At 71.1% G+C, this 14,028-nt stretch carries 13 protein-coding genes; 2 read left to right on the top strand and 11 right to left on the bottom strand.

Annotated elements, in window-relative coordinates:
• Positions 1-6: 6 nt before the first annotated feature.
• The 9 genes from ACLBXX_RS16480 to coaA form a co-directional block, all read right to left on the bottom strand.
• Positions 7-669, bottom strand: a complete 663-nt coding sequence (locus ACLBXX_RS16480) for a hypothetical protein (RefSeq protein ID WP_447658927.1) — start codon at positions 667-669, stop codon at positions 7-9.
• On the bottom strand, positions 666-1,733 hold the full coding sequence (tsaD, locus tag ACLBXX_RS16475) for a tRNA (adenosine(37)-N6)-threonylcarbamoyltransferase complex transferase subunit TsaD (RefSeq protein ID WP_447658926.1): 1,068 nt from the start codon (positions 1,731-1,733) through the stop codon (positions 666-668). The genes ACLBXX_RS16480 and tsaD overlap by 4 nt, the downstream gene beginning before the upstream one ends.
• Positions 1,730-2,233: a ribosomal protein S18-alanine N-acetyltransferase gene (rimI, locus tag ACLBXX_RS16470; RefSeq protein ID WP_387144336.1), complete on the bottom strand. Its 504-nt coding sequence runs from the start codon at positions 2,231-2,233 to the stop codon at positions 1,730-1,732. The genes tsaD and rimI overlap by 4 nt, the downstream gene beginning before the upstream one ends.
• A complete protein-coding gene (gene tsaB, locus ACLBXX_RS16465; protein ID WP_447658925.1) occupies positions 2,230-2,889 on the bottom strand; it encodes a tRNA (adenosine(37)-N6)-threonylcarbamoyltransferase complex dimerization subunit type 1 TsaB in 660 nt (219 codons plus the stop codon). The genes rimI and tsaB overlap by 4 nt, the downstream gene beginning before the upstream one ends.
• Before the next feature lie 200 nt (positions 2,890-3,089).
• Complete coding sequence (gene tsaE, locus ACLBXX_RS16460) at positions 3,090-3,536, bottom strand: tRNA (adenosine(37)-N6)-threonylcarbamoyltransferase complex ATPase subunit type 1 TsaE (RefSeq protein WP_447658955.1); 447 nt, start codon at positions 3,534-3,536, stop codon at positions 3,090-3,092.
• Between the two features lie 104 nt (positions 3,537-3,640).
• Complete coding sequence (gene alr / locus ACLBXX_RS16455; RefSeq protein WP_447658924.1) at positions 3,641-4,765, bottom strand: alanine racemase; 1,125 nt, start codon at positions 4,763-4,765, stop codon at positions 3,641-3,643.
• Complete coding sequence (locus tag ACLBXX_RS16450; RefSeq protein WP_447658923.1) at positions 4,762-5,142, bottom strand: holo-ACP synthase; 381 nt, start codon at positions 5,140-5,142, stop codon at positions 4,762-4,764. The genes alr and ACLBXX_RS16450 overlap by 4 nt, the downstream gene beginning before the upstream one ends.
• A gap of 97 nt (positions 5,143-5,239) precedes the next feature.
• A complete protein-coding gene (glmS, locus tag ACLBXX_RS16445; RefSeq protein WP_447658922.1) occupies positions 5,240-7,090 on the bottom strand; it encodes a glutamine--fructose-6-phosphate transaminase (isomerizing) in 1,851 nt (616 codons plus the stop codon).
• A gap of 170 nt (positions 7,091-7,260) precedes the next feature.
• Positions 7,261-8,214, bottom strand: coding sequence for a type I pantothenate kinase (gene coaA, locus ACLBXX_RS16440; RefSeq protein ID WP_447658921.1), 954 nt, complete (start codon positions 8,212-8,214; stop codon positions 7,261-7,263).
• Positions 8,215-8,384: 170 nt separating this feature from the next.
• Here coaA and ACLBXX_RS16435 point away from each other — a divergent pair, with 170 nt between their 5' ends.
• Positions 8,385-9,872, top strand: a complete 1,488-nt coding sequence (locus ACLBXX_RS16435; protein WP_447658920.1) for a peroxidase family protein — start codon at positions 8,385-8,387, stop codon at positions 9,870-9,872.
• A gap of 84 nt (positions 9,873-9,956) precedes the next feature.
• Positions 9,957-10,901 carry a Ppx/GppA phosphatase family protein gene (locus ACLBXX_RS16430; protein ID WP_387144358.1) on the top strand — a complete coding sequence of 315 codons (945 nt, stop codon included), beginning with the start codon at positions 9,957-9,959 and terminating at the stop codon, positions 10,899-10,901.
• 10 nt (positions 10,902-10,911) lie between these two features.
• Here the strand turns inward: ACLBXX_RS16430 and ACLBXX_RS16425 are convergent, their stop codons facing one another.
• Both ACLBXX_RS16425 and ACLBXX_RS16420 read right to left on the bottom strand, forming a co-directional pair.
• Complete coding sequence (locus ACLBXX_RS16425) at positions 10,912-11,673, bottom strand: hypothetical protein (protein WP_447658919.1); 762 nt, start codon at positions 11,671-11,673, stop codon at positions 10,912-10,914.
• 228 nt (positions 11,674-11,901) lie between these two features.
• Entirely contained in the window at positions 11,902-13,839 is a 1,938-nt protein-coding gene (locus tag ACLBXX_RS16420) for a glycoside hydrolase family 32 protein (protein ID WP_447658918.1), read from the bottom strand.
• Between the last annotated feature and the right edge of the window lie 189 nt (positions 13,840-14,028).

The following is a 14,028-nucleotide window of genomic DNA, read 5'->3' as shown; positions in this document are numbered from 1 at the left end:
CGCGGATCAGCCGATGATGTTGGCGCGCGCCGCGGCGTAGAGGAGCCAGCCGGCGCTGTACAGGATCGACAGCGTGCCGAGCACGATCGCCCAGACGGCCACCGCGCGGCTCTCGAGCGGGCGGCGCAGGGCGATGATCGCGGACACGACCGCGACGAGCCCGATCGGGAAGCCCCAGCCGACGAACATCGACACCAGGAGCCCGAGGATCGCGAACCCGAGCGACCAGCCCGCGAGCCCGCGGTGGAACGCCGAGTCCGACGTCGTCCACGACGTGGCGTCGGGCGTGAACTCGCCTCCAGGCTCTGCGGGTGCGGTCTCCACCGTGACGGCGACCGGTGCCGTCGGCAGCCTCTGGAACCCGCCGCGGTGGGCGCCGGGCAGCGGCGACGCGTCCTGCGCGAGGTCGACGTCGGGTGACACGGAAGACACTGTCGGCCCGGCCGGCCGAGCCGGAGCCTCAGGGGGAACACGCGCCGCGGCATCCGACGTCGCCGAGTCGAGGTCGCCCGGATCCTCGGTGCGTTTCGTCTCGCTCGTTCCTCGCTCGCTCAACGAACGGGATGTGGCGTCGGGATCTCCCGTGAGGGCTTCGGCCGGATCAGTCCCGGGCGTCGCGACCTCGGGCTTGGCGGGGTCGCCGGGCTGCGGCATCCGTTGGTCCGTCATGCCGACTCCGCGACCTGGATGTCCGTGACCGGAAGAGTCGAATCGGCGCCGAACTCGAGGGTCGAGGGCGCGCGGCCCGACATGATGAGCTCGGAGGTGAGCGCCGCGATCATCGCGCCGTTGTCGGTGCACAGCGACAGCGGCGGGATGCGAACGGTGACGCCCTCGGCGGCGCCGCGCTCGAGCGCGACGTCACGCAGCCGGCGGTTGGCGATGACGCCGCCGCCCAGCAGCAGGCGCGGCACGCCGTGGTCGCGACACGCGGCCAGGGCCTTCGTGACGAGCACGTCGACGACGGCCTCGCGGAAGCTCGCAGCGACATCCGCAACGGGTACCGGCTCACCCGCCGCCTCCCGTTGCTCGACCCAACGGGCGACCGCCGTCTTGAGTCCCGAGAACGAGAAGTCGTAGCGATGCTTCGCCATGTCGCTCGCGCGCGAGAGTCCGCGCGGGAACGGGATCGCCTTCGGATCACCGGATGCTGCGGCCCGGTCGATCTCGGGACCACCGGGGTACGGCAGCCCGAGCAGCCGCGCGACCTTGTCGAAGGCCTCGCCGGCGGCGTCGTCCATCGTCTCGCCGAGCAGCTCGACGTCGGTGGTGAGGTCGCGGACCAGGAGCAGCGAGGTGTGCCCGCCCGAGACGAGCAGCGCGACGGTCGGGTACTCGAGCGGCGGCGCGTCGGCGTCGAGGATGTCGGCGGCGATGTGCCCGACGAGGTGGTTCACGGCGTAGAGCGGCTTCTCGAGCGAGACCGACAGCGCCTTGGCGGCGCCCACGCCGACCATCAGCGCGCCGGCGAGCCCCGGTCCGCTCGTGACGGCCACGGCGTCGAGGTCGGCGAGCGCGACGCCCGACTCGGCGAGCGCCGCTTCGATCGACGGCTGCAGCGCCTCGAGGTGCGCCCGCGCGGCGACCTCGGGCACGACGCCGCCGTAGCGGGCGTGCTCGTCCATCGAGCTCGCGATCGTGTTCGACAGCAGGGTGCGACCGCGCACGATCCCGATCCCGGTCTCGTCGCAGCTCGTCTCGATGCCCAGCACCAGCGGTTCGGCGCGATTCACGTGCACACCCCTCCGTCGAATCCGGTCGCCGAGCCTGTCGAAGCGCGGGCCCACCCGCGCAGATCGAGCTTCATCACCACGGCGTCGACGTCGTCGGGCTGGTAGTACCGGGGCTTGCGGCCGATCTCGGCGAAGCCCTCCGACACGTACAGCGCCTGCGCGACGGGGTTGTCGGCGCGCACCTCGAGGAACACGTCCGTCACGCCGCGGCGCGCGGCCTCCTCCAGCAGCGCCCGCAGCATCGCGCGACCGCGGCCCCGCCCCCGCGACACCTCGGCGATCGCGATGGTCTGGATGTCGGCATCCCGTGCCCCGGCGACGGCGCGGAGTCCCGCGTACCCGACGAGACGGCCGGCCTCGTCGTCGACGACGTACCAGCCGTGCGGCGAGGCGAGCTCTTCGCGCATCATGGCCTCGGACCACGCGTCGGTCGGGAACGACGTCCGCTCGAGCGTCATGATGGCGGCGAGGTCCTCGCCGGTCGCGGGGCGGAGGGTCACGAACCCACCCGCTTCGGTGCGTGCGGGAGCGTCACGTCGGGCGAGCGCAGGTAGAGCGCGTCGGCGGGGCCGATCGTGCGCCCGGCGACGAGCGCGCGGGCCGCGGCGAGCGCGAGCATGGCCGCGGGGATGCGGTCGGCGTCGCGGCGTGCGGCCGCGGCGTCCGCGAGCACGTCGTCGAGGGCGTCGCGGGGCGTCAGCGCGGACTCCGCCACGCGGATCGGCAGCCCGTCGTCGTCGATCCCGCGGTACAGCGTGTACGCGAACTCGCGGCGACGCGCGTCGGTGACGACGGCGAACGTCTCGTCGGCGGCATCCTCGTACCCACCCGTGAGCGCGTCGTGCAGAAGCAGTTCGAGGGCGACCGCGTCGTGGCTCGGGACCGGAACGACCGGCACGCCGCGCCCGAGGGCGAAGGTGCGCGCCGCGGCGATGCCCACCCGCAGCCCCGTGAACGGGCCGGGTCCCATACCCGCGGCGACATGCGTGACATCTGTGGCGGAGATGGATGCCTCCGCCAGCGCCCGTTCGATCAGCGTGCCGATGACCTCGGCGTGGCCGCGCGGGTCTGCGCTCTCGACCTGGGAGCGGATCACGCCGTCCGGCTCGACCACCGCCACCGCGGAGCCGAGCGACGTGTCGATGCCGAGGATCACCCTTCCAGGGTAGTCGGGCGCGGTGGGAGCCTCTCCGCCCGACCCTCCCGGCCCCCTCATTCGAGGACGAGGGCCGAATCGAGGAGCCGAACCGCCGGTGCGATCCGCATCTCGGCACACATCCTCAATCGAGGGCAGGGGGAGGAGTGCGCGCCCGATCGCCTCGCGTCGACTCGGCGGCCGTTCCGAGCCGCCGACGGCTAGGGGTGGCGGGTGATCTTCACCAGGCGGGGGGTGTCGGCGTCGAGGTCGGCCTCGTGGGCGATGGTGCCGCAGGCGTTGTCGACGCCGCGGCCGTGCCACTCGCGCTCGAGCTCGACCTCCCACCACCGCTCACGGAGTCCGTCGACCAGGCCCCGACCCCACTCCACGATCACGACGGAGCCGTCGAAGTCGATATCGAGGTCGTCGAGCTCGGCCGCCGAGCCCAGGCGGTACGCGTCCACGTGCACGAGCGGCGCGCCGCCCGAGAGCGACGGGTGCGTCCGGGCGAGCACGAACGTCGGGCTCTGGATCGGGCCACGTACGTCGAGCCCCCGGCCGATGCCGCGCGTGAGCGTGGTCTTGCCTGCGCCGAGCGGACCGGTGAGCACCACCATGTCGCCGGGGCGCAGCATCCGTCCCATCTCTTCGCCGAGTGCCTCCATCGCGTCGGGCGAGGTGATCTCGCGCGTGCCGACGAGTGCGTCCAGACCTTGTGCCGTGGTGTCCACGCCCGGTGCAACAACCGGGACGTCGTCCGCGTTCCCGCTCACTCCGACACCTGCCGGCGGGGCACGCGGGGTCCGATGCGCGTGACGATCTCGTAGTTGATGGTGCCCGCGGCCTCCGCCCACTCGGTCGCCGACGGCGCCCCGAGGGTCGGGTCTCCGAACAGCACCGCCGTGTCGCCGACCGAAACCTGCGCGTCTCCCACGTCGACGACGAACTGGTCCATCGCGATGCGGCCCGCGACGGCGAACCGTCGTCCGCCGATCACGACGGGCCCGGCACCCGACGCCTGACGCGGCACCCCGTCGGCGTAGCCGAGGGGCACGAGTGCGAGCGTCGTGTCGCGCTCGGCACGGTAGTCGTAGCCGTACGACACGCCCTTGCCCGCGGGCACGCGGCGCACGGCGGCGACCGCGCCGCGCAGGGTCATCGCGGGACGCAGGCCGAGATCCGCGGACGAGCGGTCGTCGAACGGCGAGAGTCCGTAGAGGCCGATGCCGATGCGCACGCAGCCGAGGCGCGATTCGGGAAGGTCGATCGCGGCGTGCGTCGCCGCGATGTGCCGCAGCGGTGGCGCGAGACCGAGGGAAGCGGCAGCGGCGACGCCGTCTTCGAAGGCGCGCAGCGCCGCGCGGTCGTCTTCGGTCGACGCATTGGAGAGGTGGCTGAACAGTGCGATGACGCGGACGCGGCCGATCCGCTCGAGGCGCGCGGCCTCGGCGAAGACCACGCGGTAGTCCTCGGGCGCGATGCCGTTGCGCGAGAGCCCGGTCTCCAGCTTCAGGTGCACCCCGACGGGACGATCGGCGGATGCTGCCGCCGCCGCCTTCTGCAACTGCTCGAGGCTCGAGATGCCGAGTTCGATCCCCCGCGCGGCGGCTTCGGCGAAGTCGGCGGCCGGCGCGTGCAGCCACGCGACGATCGGCGCGTCGATGCCGGCGCGGCGCAGGGCCAGCGCCTCGGTGATGTCGGAGACGCCGAGCCGCGACGCGCCGCCGGCGAGCGCCGCGAGCCCCGATCGCACCGCGCCGTGCCCGTATCCGTCGGCCTTGACGACCGCGATGACCTCGGAGCCCGTGAGCCGGCGGAGGTGCCGCACGTTGTCCTCGATGGCGCCGACGTCGATCAGGGCCTCGCGCAGGACTCCGGCCGGGAGGCGGCTCATGCGCTCTCCTCGGACTCGCCGGCGGGCACGGCCTCGGCGATGACATACGCGGTCGCGAGTCCCGCGTCGTGCGAGAGCGAGAGGTGCAGCGCCGTGATCCCGCGCTCCGCGACGACCGCGGCCGTCGATCCGCACAACGAGAACACGGGACGACCGGACGCCTCGGACGCGATCTCGATCTCGGTCCAATGCACCCCGTCGGAGCCGCCGAGCGCCTTGATGAGCGCCTCCTTGGCGGCGTACCGCGCGGCCTGCGAGTGCGGCTTGAGCTGCTGCTCCGCCGCAGAGAAGAGGCGCTGCAGCAGTTGCGGGGTGCGTTCGATCGTCCGCTCGAACCGAGGGATGTCGACGAGGTCGACGCCGATACCGACGATCATGTGGTCCTCCTGCGTGCTGCAGCCGCAGCATCCGCCACCCTATCGCGCGGGCGCGTCACCGCCGCCTGCCGCGCAGCGCACGGCGGAACGGATGCTGCTACTCGACCGTGACCGACTTCGCGAGGTTGCGGGGCTGGTCGACGTCGAGGCCCTTGGCCGTGGCGAGACCCATCGCGAAGATGTGCAGCGGCACGACCGCGAGGAGCGGCTCGAAGAACGGGCCGGCCAGCGGGATGCGGAGCACCTCGTCGGCCTTGGGCAGCACCGCCGCGTCACCCTCTTCGGCGATCGCGATGACGCGGGCGCCGCGTGCGCGGATCTCCTCGATGCTCGAGATGACCTTCTTGTGCATCTCCGACGACTTGCGGGGCGACGGAACCACGACGAACACGGGCTGGCCGGGCTCGATCAGCGCGATCGGTCCGTGCTTGAGCTCGCCGGCGGCGAAGCCTTCGGCGTGGATGTAGGCGAGCTCCTTGAGCTTGAGCGCACCCTCGAGGGCGATCGGGAAGCCGACATGGCGGCCCAGGAAGAGCACCGAACGCGTGTCGGCCATCCAGTGCGCGAACTGCTCGATGCGCGGCTGCTCGCGCTCGAGGATCTGCGCGATCTTGGCGGGAACGGCCTCGAGCTCGCGCACATGATCGGCCGCGGCCGACGCGGTGATCGCGCCGCGGACGCGACCGATGTGCAGGGCCATGAGGTACAGCGCCGTGATCTGCGCGACGAACGCCTTGGTCGACGCGACCGCGACCTCGGGGCCGGCGTGCGTGTAGACGATCGCGTCGGACTCGCGCGGGATCGTCGCGCCCTGGGTGTTGCAGACCGACAGCGTCTTCGCGCCGTGCTCGCGGGCGTACTTGACGGCCATGAGCGTGTCCATGGTCTCGCCCGACTGGCTGATCGAGACGACGAGGGTGTCGGGGCCGATCACCGGGTCGCGGTAGCGGAACTCGTGCGCGAGCTCGACGTCGACGGGGATGCGCGTCCACTGCTCGATCGCGTACTTGCCGACCTGGCCGGCGTACGCCGCGGTGCCGCACGCGATCACGATGATGCGCGAGACGCCGGCGAAGAGCTCGTCGAGACCGTCGAGCTCCGGGATCACGACCTCGCCGTCGCGGACGCGGCCACGCAGCGTGTTGGCGACGGCCTCGGGCTCCTCCGAGATCTCCTTGGCCATGAACGACGACCAGCCGCCCTTCTCGGCGGCGGAGGCATCCCACGTCACCTCGAACGGCTCGACCTCGACCGGGTTGCCGGCGAAGTCGGTGACGGTCACGGCGTCCGGGGTGATGGCGACGATCTGGTCCTGGCCGATCGCGAGGGCGTTGCGGGTGTGCTCGACGAATGCGGCCACGTCCGACCCGAGGAAGTTCTCCCCCTCACCGAGGCCGATGACCAGCGGAGAGTTGCGGCGGGCGCCGACGACGAGGCCCGGCTGGTCCTCGTGCATCGCGAGCAGCGTGAAGGCGCCCTCGAGGCGCGAGACGACGGCGCGGAAGGCCTCTTCGAGGTCGCCGGCGCGGCGGTACTCGCGGCCGAGGAGCACGGCGGCCACCTCGGTGTCGGTCTCGCTGCGGAAGGTGAACCCATCGGCGAGCAGCTCGTCCTTCAGCTCGGAGAAGTTCTCGATGATGCCGTTGTGGATCACGGCGAGCTGGTCGTCGTCGGCGAGGTGCGGGTGCGCGTTGCCGTCGGTCGGCCCGCCGTGCGTCGCCCAGCGGGTGTGGCCGATGCCGGTCGTCCCGTCGGCGAGCGGGTGGGCGGCGAGGTCGTCGCGCAGCACCTTCAGCTTGCCGGCGCGCTTGCGCATCCCCAGCCCGCCGTCGCCGTCGATCACGGCGATGCCCGCCGAGTCATAGCCGCGGTACTCGAGGCGCGAAAGTCCCGAGATCAGGACGGCCTGGCTCTGGCGCGGGCCCACGTATCCGACGATTCCACACATGCGCTCAATGGTAGGCGGCGGGTTTCGCTAGGAACCCTTACGAATCAACAACCCCAGATCACGGCGATGATGGATGCTGCGTCGCGGGGTTTCGTCTCGCTCGTTCCTCGCTCGCTCAACCTTGACCCGCATCGCATCAACGCTCCTTCGTCGCATTGATCCGACGCGCGTCAAAGCTTGCGCAGGAGCACCGTCTCCACGGTGTGGTCGGCCGACTTCTGCAGCACGAGGTTCGCGCGGTGGCGCGTCGGGAGCACGTTCTCCTCGAGGTTCGGCAGGTTGATCGAGTTCCAGAAGCCGAGCGCGCGCTCCACCGCTTCCTCGTCCGACAGCTGCGCGAACACGTTGAAGAACGACTTCGGGTTGCTGAACGCGGCCCGGCGCAGGGCGAGGAAGCGGTCGACGTACCATTGCGCGATGTGGGAGGCATCCGCGTCGACGTAGATCGAGAAGTCGAACAGGTCGCTCACGGCGACGTCGTTCGGGGTGGGCGGCGGCTGCAGCACATTGAGTCCCTCGACGATGACGATGTCGGGGCGGCGCACGGTGACGACCGCGTCGGGCACGATGTCGTACCGCATGTGCGAGTAGAACGGCGCCTTCACCTCGGGGGCGCCGCTCTTCACCTCGGTGAGGAACGACACGAGGGCGCGGCGGTCGTACGACTCGGGGAATCCCTTGCGCTCCATGAGGCCGCGGCGCTCGAGCTCGGCGTTCGGATAGAGGAAGCCGTCGGTCGTGACCAGCTCGACGCGGGGGGTTCCCGGCCAGCGCGAGGTCAGCTCACGCAGCAGGCGCGCGATCGTCGACTTGCCCACGGCGACCGAGCCCGCGACCCCGACGATGAACGGGGTCGTGGAGTCCGCCTCGCCGAGGAACCCGGACTCCTCCGCGCCGAGGCGCTTCGTCGACTCCGCGTACAGCGACAGCAAGCGCGACAGCGGCACGTACACCTGCGCGACCTCGGCCATGTCGAGGCGGTCCCCGAGCCCGCGGATCTGCACGATCTCGGTCTCGGTGAGCGGCTGCGTCATGCCCGACGCCAGGCGGGCCCACTCGGCTCGGTCGATCTCGCGGTACAGCGAGAGTGCGGGGGCGACAGCGGTCGCTTCGTCGGCGGACATCGCGCCCATCGTAACCGCTGGCACGGGAGATGACGGATGCTGCGTCCACAGGCACTCCGCGCCGGCACCGGCGCGCAGCATCCATGTGCCGATGTATCTCACGACAGCGGAGACCGCTCTCCCAGAGTGCGCGTTCGCGCGCAGGGGGAGTCCGTTCGAAGGAGATGATCATGACCCGCCACGGCTCGTATCCGGTCGACATCGTGCCGCCCCGGTCGAAGTACTACGACTCGGGACGCTTCGGCCGCATGTTCGGCAAGCTGCCGCCGTTCGCCGCCGACACCCCGGAGGTGCGCGCGGCACTGCTCGACATCGGGAAGCCGGAGGGGATCATGGACGCCCGCGACGATCTCGCGGCCGGGCCGGTCCAGCTCATCGTCGACCCCGCCCTGTCGCACCAGAACCGCAACAGCACGACGCATGTCGCGGGTGACACGTTCCTCGGGCAGTTCATCGACCACGACATCACGTTCGATCCGACGTCGAGCCTCGAGCGCCAGGCGGATCCCGAGTACATCTCGAACTTCCGCACCCCGAGCCTCGGCCTCGACAACGTGTACGGGTCGGGCCCGAACGCATCACCGTTCCTCTACGACCAGCAGGCGGGCCACGGCGTCACGATGCTCGTCGAAGAGTGCGGCACGCCGGGCAAGTCGGACCTCCCTCGCAACGCACAGGGCGTCGCGCTGATCGGCGATCCCCGCAACGACGAGAACCTCATCGTCTCGCAGCTGCAGACCGCGATGCTCCGGTTCCACAACGCCGTCACCGAGCACGTCCGCACCGACCTCGGGATCACCGCGCCGGGCGAGCTGTTCGCCGAGACGCAGCGGATCGTCCGATGGCACTACCAGTGGATCGTCGTGCAGCAGTTCCTCCGCAAGCTCTGCGGGTCGGCCGTCGTCGACGACGTGCTCCAGAAGGGGCGCAAGTTCTACGCCTGGCACAACGAGCCGTTCATCCCGGTCGAGTTCTCGGTCGCGGCGTACCGGTTCGGCCACAGCCAGATCCGCCCGTCGTACCGGGCGAACTTCACCGGCAACCCGGGCGGCACGCCGTTCTTCGGCATGATCTTCACTCCGACGGGCGGCCCTGCGGGCGACCCCGACGACCTTTCGGGCGGATGCCGCGCCCCGCGCCGCTTCATCGACTGGCCGACCTTCTTCGACTTCGGCGACGGCAACGTGCGTCCGAACAAGAAGATCGACACGACCCTCTCGTCGGCGCTGTTCGCGCTGCCGGGCTCGGTCGTCGCCCGCCCGGACGCCGCCACGAACCCCGCGTCGCTCGCGCAGCGCAACCTGCTGCGGCACCTGACGTTCTCGCTGCCGTCGGGGCAGCGGGTCGCCCGCGCGATGAACCTGCCCGAGCTCGCGCGGCGAGACCTCGACGACCTCCAGGAGTACGGCATGGACGACCGCACGCCGCTGTGGTTCTACATCCTCCGCGAGGCCGACATCGTCGAAGACGGCGAGCGCCTCGGCCCCGTCGGCGCGCGGATCGTCGCCGAGGTGTTCCTCGGTCTTCTGCAGGGCGACCGCGCCTCGTACCTCGCGCAGGACCCCGACTGGCAGCCGTCCCTCCCGACGATCGACCCCGGGCGCACGGGCGACGACTTCCTCATGATCGACCTGCTCCGCTACGCCGGCGTCGCGTAGAAGACGTGACACGGATGCCTCGGCCCGGCCGCTCCGGCCGGGTCGAGGCATCCGTGTGTCCGGTCGTGCCGCTACTCTTCTTGCGTGCGCCTCGGAGTTCTCGACATCGGCTCGAACACCGTCCACCTGCTGGTCGCCGACGTCCGCCCCGGCGGCCGGCCGCTCGCCACGACGAGTCAGCGCACGGTGCTGCGGCTGATGCGGTACCTCGCGCCCGACGGCTCCATCACCGAGGAGGGCGTCACGGCGCTCGTCGCCGCGGTGACCGAGGCGCGCAAGATCGCGTCGGCCGAATCGGTCGACGAGCTGCTGGCCACCGCGACGAGCGCTGTGCGCGAGGCGAAGAACGGCCCGGAAGTCATCGCCCTCATCGAAGAGGCGCTGGGCCAGCCGCTCCAGGTGCTGGGCGGCGAGACCGAGGCACGGTACACGTTCCTCGCGGTGCGGCGCTGGTTCGGGTGGGCGGCCGGGCAGATCCTGCTGTTCGACATCGGGGGCGGCTCGCTCGAGATCGCGGCCGGAGCAGACGAGCTGCCCGAGCAGGCAGCATCCGTCCCCCTCGGCGCGGGGCGCATGACGGTGCAGTTCCTTCCGGACGACCCGCCGGGTGAGGCGGCCGTCGAGCAGCTGCGCGACCACGCGCGCGCCACCCTCGCCCCGGTCGCGGCGTCGTTCGGCTCCCTCGCGAAGCCCGACCACGTCGTGGGCTCGTCGAAGGCGATCCGCTCGCTCGCGAAGCTGGTCGGCTATCCGGTTCCGGGCTGGTCGGGCATCGAACGGATGCTGCTCCCCCGCGCGTCCCTCGGCTCGTGGATCCCGCGCCTGGCTCGCATACCCGCGTCGGCGCGTCAGGAGCTTCCCGGCATCACGCCGGACCGGACGTTCCAGATCGTCGCCGGCGCCGTCGTGCTGCACGAGGCGATGCGCGCGATGGACGTGGACGAGCTCGAGGTCTCGCCATGGGCCCTGCGGGAGGGCGTGCTGCTGCGCTACATCGAGTCGCTCAGCTGGAGCGCGCCGAGCGTCTGAGCGCTGGGCGCTACGCCTCGACCGCCTCGGTGTACGCGGTGTAGATGCCGTAGACCGCGATGCCGGCGAGGTGCCAGTCGCGCGGGCCCTCGGGACCGAGGGCGGTGACACGGGGCGCGTCGACCATCGCCGGGTTGATGCGGCGGTGGTCGCTCATGCCGTCGACCATCGCCATGATGGCCACGGCCAGATCGCGCTCGTCGACGCCCTCGCGCATGCGGAGGCCGAAGGCGGCATTGAGCCCGCGGTACGTCTCGGCCATGTGGGTCAGGTAGCGGTCCTCGATCTCCGACAGCAGTGCACGCACCTCCGCCCCGCCCGGCACGGCGTCGCCGCTGGAGAGCGCGGCCGACATCGCCCGGTAGGCCCGGAACGCCACGGTGTGCTCCACGGCGGTCATGTTGTGCGAGACGGTGATCCGCAGCGCTTCGCGGAGCGCGATCTGCCGCCACTCGGGAGTGCTCATCGCCTGGGGGTCGCCGGCCACCGCCTCCTCGAGGTGGTGGAGCGTCTCGCCGTCGAACCCCTTGTCGAAGCCCGGGTCGGCTTCGAACAGGGCGCGCACCAGGTCGGCGACGAACGCCACGCGGTCCGGCCAGATGCGGAAGACGGTCGAGCGCGGCACGCCGGCCGTTCGGATCAGATCCTCGAGCTCGATGTTGGCGTAGTCGAGCAGCAGACCTTCTTCTTTGACGCGGTCGACCGCGACCGCGAGCATGAGGGCGCGCGTTTCGCCGGCAGGCCGCCGCGATCGGGCTTCGGGTTGCTCCACCACTCGATTATCGCCCTCGACGCGCTGTCCGGTAGGCCCCTTCGCCTCCGCAGAAACTCGCGGTGCCGGGTCCCCAGAACCCGGCACCGACTAGATCGAACGCAACGGCATGGGGCCGCCGGCAAGATCGGTGTGCATGAGCCCCCCGACTCGTGCACGCATTCCAGACTAGAGACTGGGAGTCTCATATCTCAAGTCGACTCGAGAATCCGCGATCCCCGCGTTCCGTCAGTCCGCGAGGACGACCTGGTCGACCATGAGATGACCCCACTGTCCGGTCGCGTCATCCAGGATCTGGAACTGCGCCGTGCGCCCGGCGAGGTCGCGGAGGTCCCACTGCACGTGCCGCAGGTCCGCCGAGTCCGCGCCCGTCGCGGTCCGGACCGGCTGCCCGTCGACGAGCAGCTGCACGGAGGTGGCGGGTTCCACGCCCAACGCGTGATCGCCGCCGCCGATGAGGAAGTGCAGGAAGTTCCTGTCGATCGTGAACGCCGGTGAGGTGATCGTGCCGGTGGCCGGGTCTCCCCCGCCGGCGAACGTGTCGGCAACCCGCGCGCCGACCTGTCCGCGCAGGTCGGCCGCGCTCGGTCCTGCGTCGATGAAGCTGCCCGTCGCCGTCCATCCCCGACCCCACGTGGCGCCGTCGAAATCGGCGATCACCCGAGCCGGCCGCTGCACGACGCTGCCGAACTCGGTGATGGTCAGATCGTGGAACACGGCCGTGCCGCCGGACGTGTACAGCGCGACACCGTCGTCACCCGGCGGCGCGAACACCTGACTCGAGTGCACGTACCTCCCGTCGTCGACGAAGACCTCGATCGTCGTGCGGTCGACCAGGATGCGCAGATGCACCGTGCCGGCGCTGCCGGCGAAGGGCGTGCGGCTCTCGGTCTTCCAGGTTCCGGCCGGGTGACCGGTCTGGCCGCGGTTCAGGTAGGCGTACCCGCCGGTCACACCGACATCGGCGTGGCGCGTCCCATCGGCGGAGCGTCGCAGCTGCAGTCCGATGTTGGTCGCGGCCTCCCATGTCACGTCGGCCTCGATCTGATACGCGTCGCCCTCGTAGGCGAGGGGCAGGAATCCGTCGACCGTCACGTCGCCGAGCGCCGTTCGAGCCGTCGCGATGTCGGCGAGGGCCGCAACCGGCTGCGACACCAGGCTGAACGTCGAGCCGTACCTCTTGAGGCGGATCTGGCGGGTGATCGAGTCCGTGCCGTTGAAGCCGTCCGCGGTCCAGGTCGGGGTGGAATGCGCGTAGTCCCAGTTGTTCATCCAGCCCACGGCGTACCGGCGGTCCAGCGGCGCGGCGGGATCCTCCCACGTGACCGCCCCGTACCAGTCGAACCCGTGATCGAGCCACTGCGGAGCGCTCGAGTCGAAGGCGAACGACGTGCCGTCGAACGCGCCCGTCCAGTACGCGAACGTCGCCGGCTCCCCGGTGGCATACCCGTTCGCGCTGACGCCGAACACCCACTTCACGGTGCCGTCGTCGGCGCGGATCCGGAACAGGTCCGGACACTCGATCGTGCCGATGCCGGGGTTCACGTACTCCCAGGTGCGAGACCACGTCTTCAGATCCGGCGACGTGTAGAAGCTCACCCGGTCGCGCTCGGCGATCAGTGCGAGCCAGCGGCCGCGCTCGGCATCCCATACGACCTTCGGGTCGCGGAAGTCCGCGCGCCCGCCGTTCGGGATGACGGGCTGGTCGCCGTACGGCCGGAAGTTGCGACCGCCGTCCGTCGAGTACCAGAGGAACTGCGCCTGCGGCCCCGAGGCGTTGGCCTGCTGCGACGGTGTCGGATGGTCCATCTGCGTCACGAGCATCACGACGGCGCCGGCGCCGAACCCTGCGGTGTTCGCTTCGTCGACCACAGTCGACCCCGACCAGAGGTCGTAGTTCGCGTTCGTCTTCTTGGGCGCGGCGACGCCCTGATCGGCGAAGACGACCCCGTCGTACGAGGTCGCGAGCCGCCACTCCGTCCCGAAGTTGGCAGCGGGATCCGCGTCGTAGTCGCTGTTGTAGAGGTAGTAGTAGTGGAACTTGCCGTCCAGGAAGACCGGCCGCTGGGGGTCGTTCTTCCAGTGGTCGGGCACCGTGAAGTGGTACTGCGCGCGGTAGTCGTCGGCGGACTCGGCGGCGATGGCATCATCGCCGACGCCCGCCACGCCGCCTCCCCCCCCCCCCCCCCCGCCCGGTCCGGCGCGGATGCCGAGGTGCGTCTCGGCACCGCGGAGGACACCGACCTCGACGGCATCGAACCCGTGTGGCTCGATCCGGCACGCCGCACCGCCGGGCACTCCGAGACCGCGCGCACGCGCCCGGAGGACTGGTCGCCCTCGCTCGACTGGGTCTTC

It is taken from the genome of Microbacterium sp. C23T (assembly GCF_053345975.1).
Note: the sequence above shows the minus strand (reverse complement) of the source record. Positions and strands in the feature narration are given on the sequence as shown.

Coding starts and splice junctions, on each gene's coding strand:
- ACLBXX_RS16480 (WP_447658927.1), bottom strand. CDS start 669: ATGACGGACCAACGGATGCCGCAGCCCGGCGACCCCGCCAAGCCCGAG.
- tsaE (WP_447658955.1), bottom strand. CDS start 3,536: ATGGAGGCACTCGGCGAAGAGATGGGACGGATGCTGCGCCCCGGCGAC.
- alr (WP_447658924.1), bottom strand. CDS start 4,765: ATGAGCCGCCTCCCGGCCGGAGTCCTGCGCGAGGCCCTGATCGACGTC.
- ACLBXX_RS16450 (WP_447658923.1), bottom strand. CDS start 5,142: ATGATCGTCGGTATCGGCGTCGACCTCGTCGACATCCCTCGGTTCGAG.
- glmS (WP_447658922.1), bottom strand. CDS start 7,090: ATGTGTGGAATCGTCGGATACGTGGGCCCGCGCCAGAGCCAGGCCGTC.
- coaA (WP_447658921.1), bottom strand. CDS start 8,214: ATGTCCGCCGACGAAGCGACCGCTGTCGCCCCCGCACTCTCGCTGTAC.
- ACLBXX_RS16435 (WP_447658920.1), top strand. CDS start 8,385: ATGACCCGCCACGGCTCGTATCCGGTCGACATCGTGCCGCCCCGGTCG.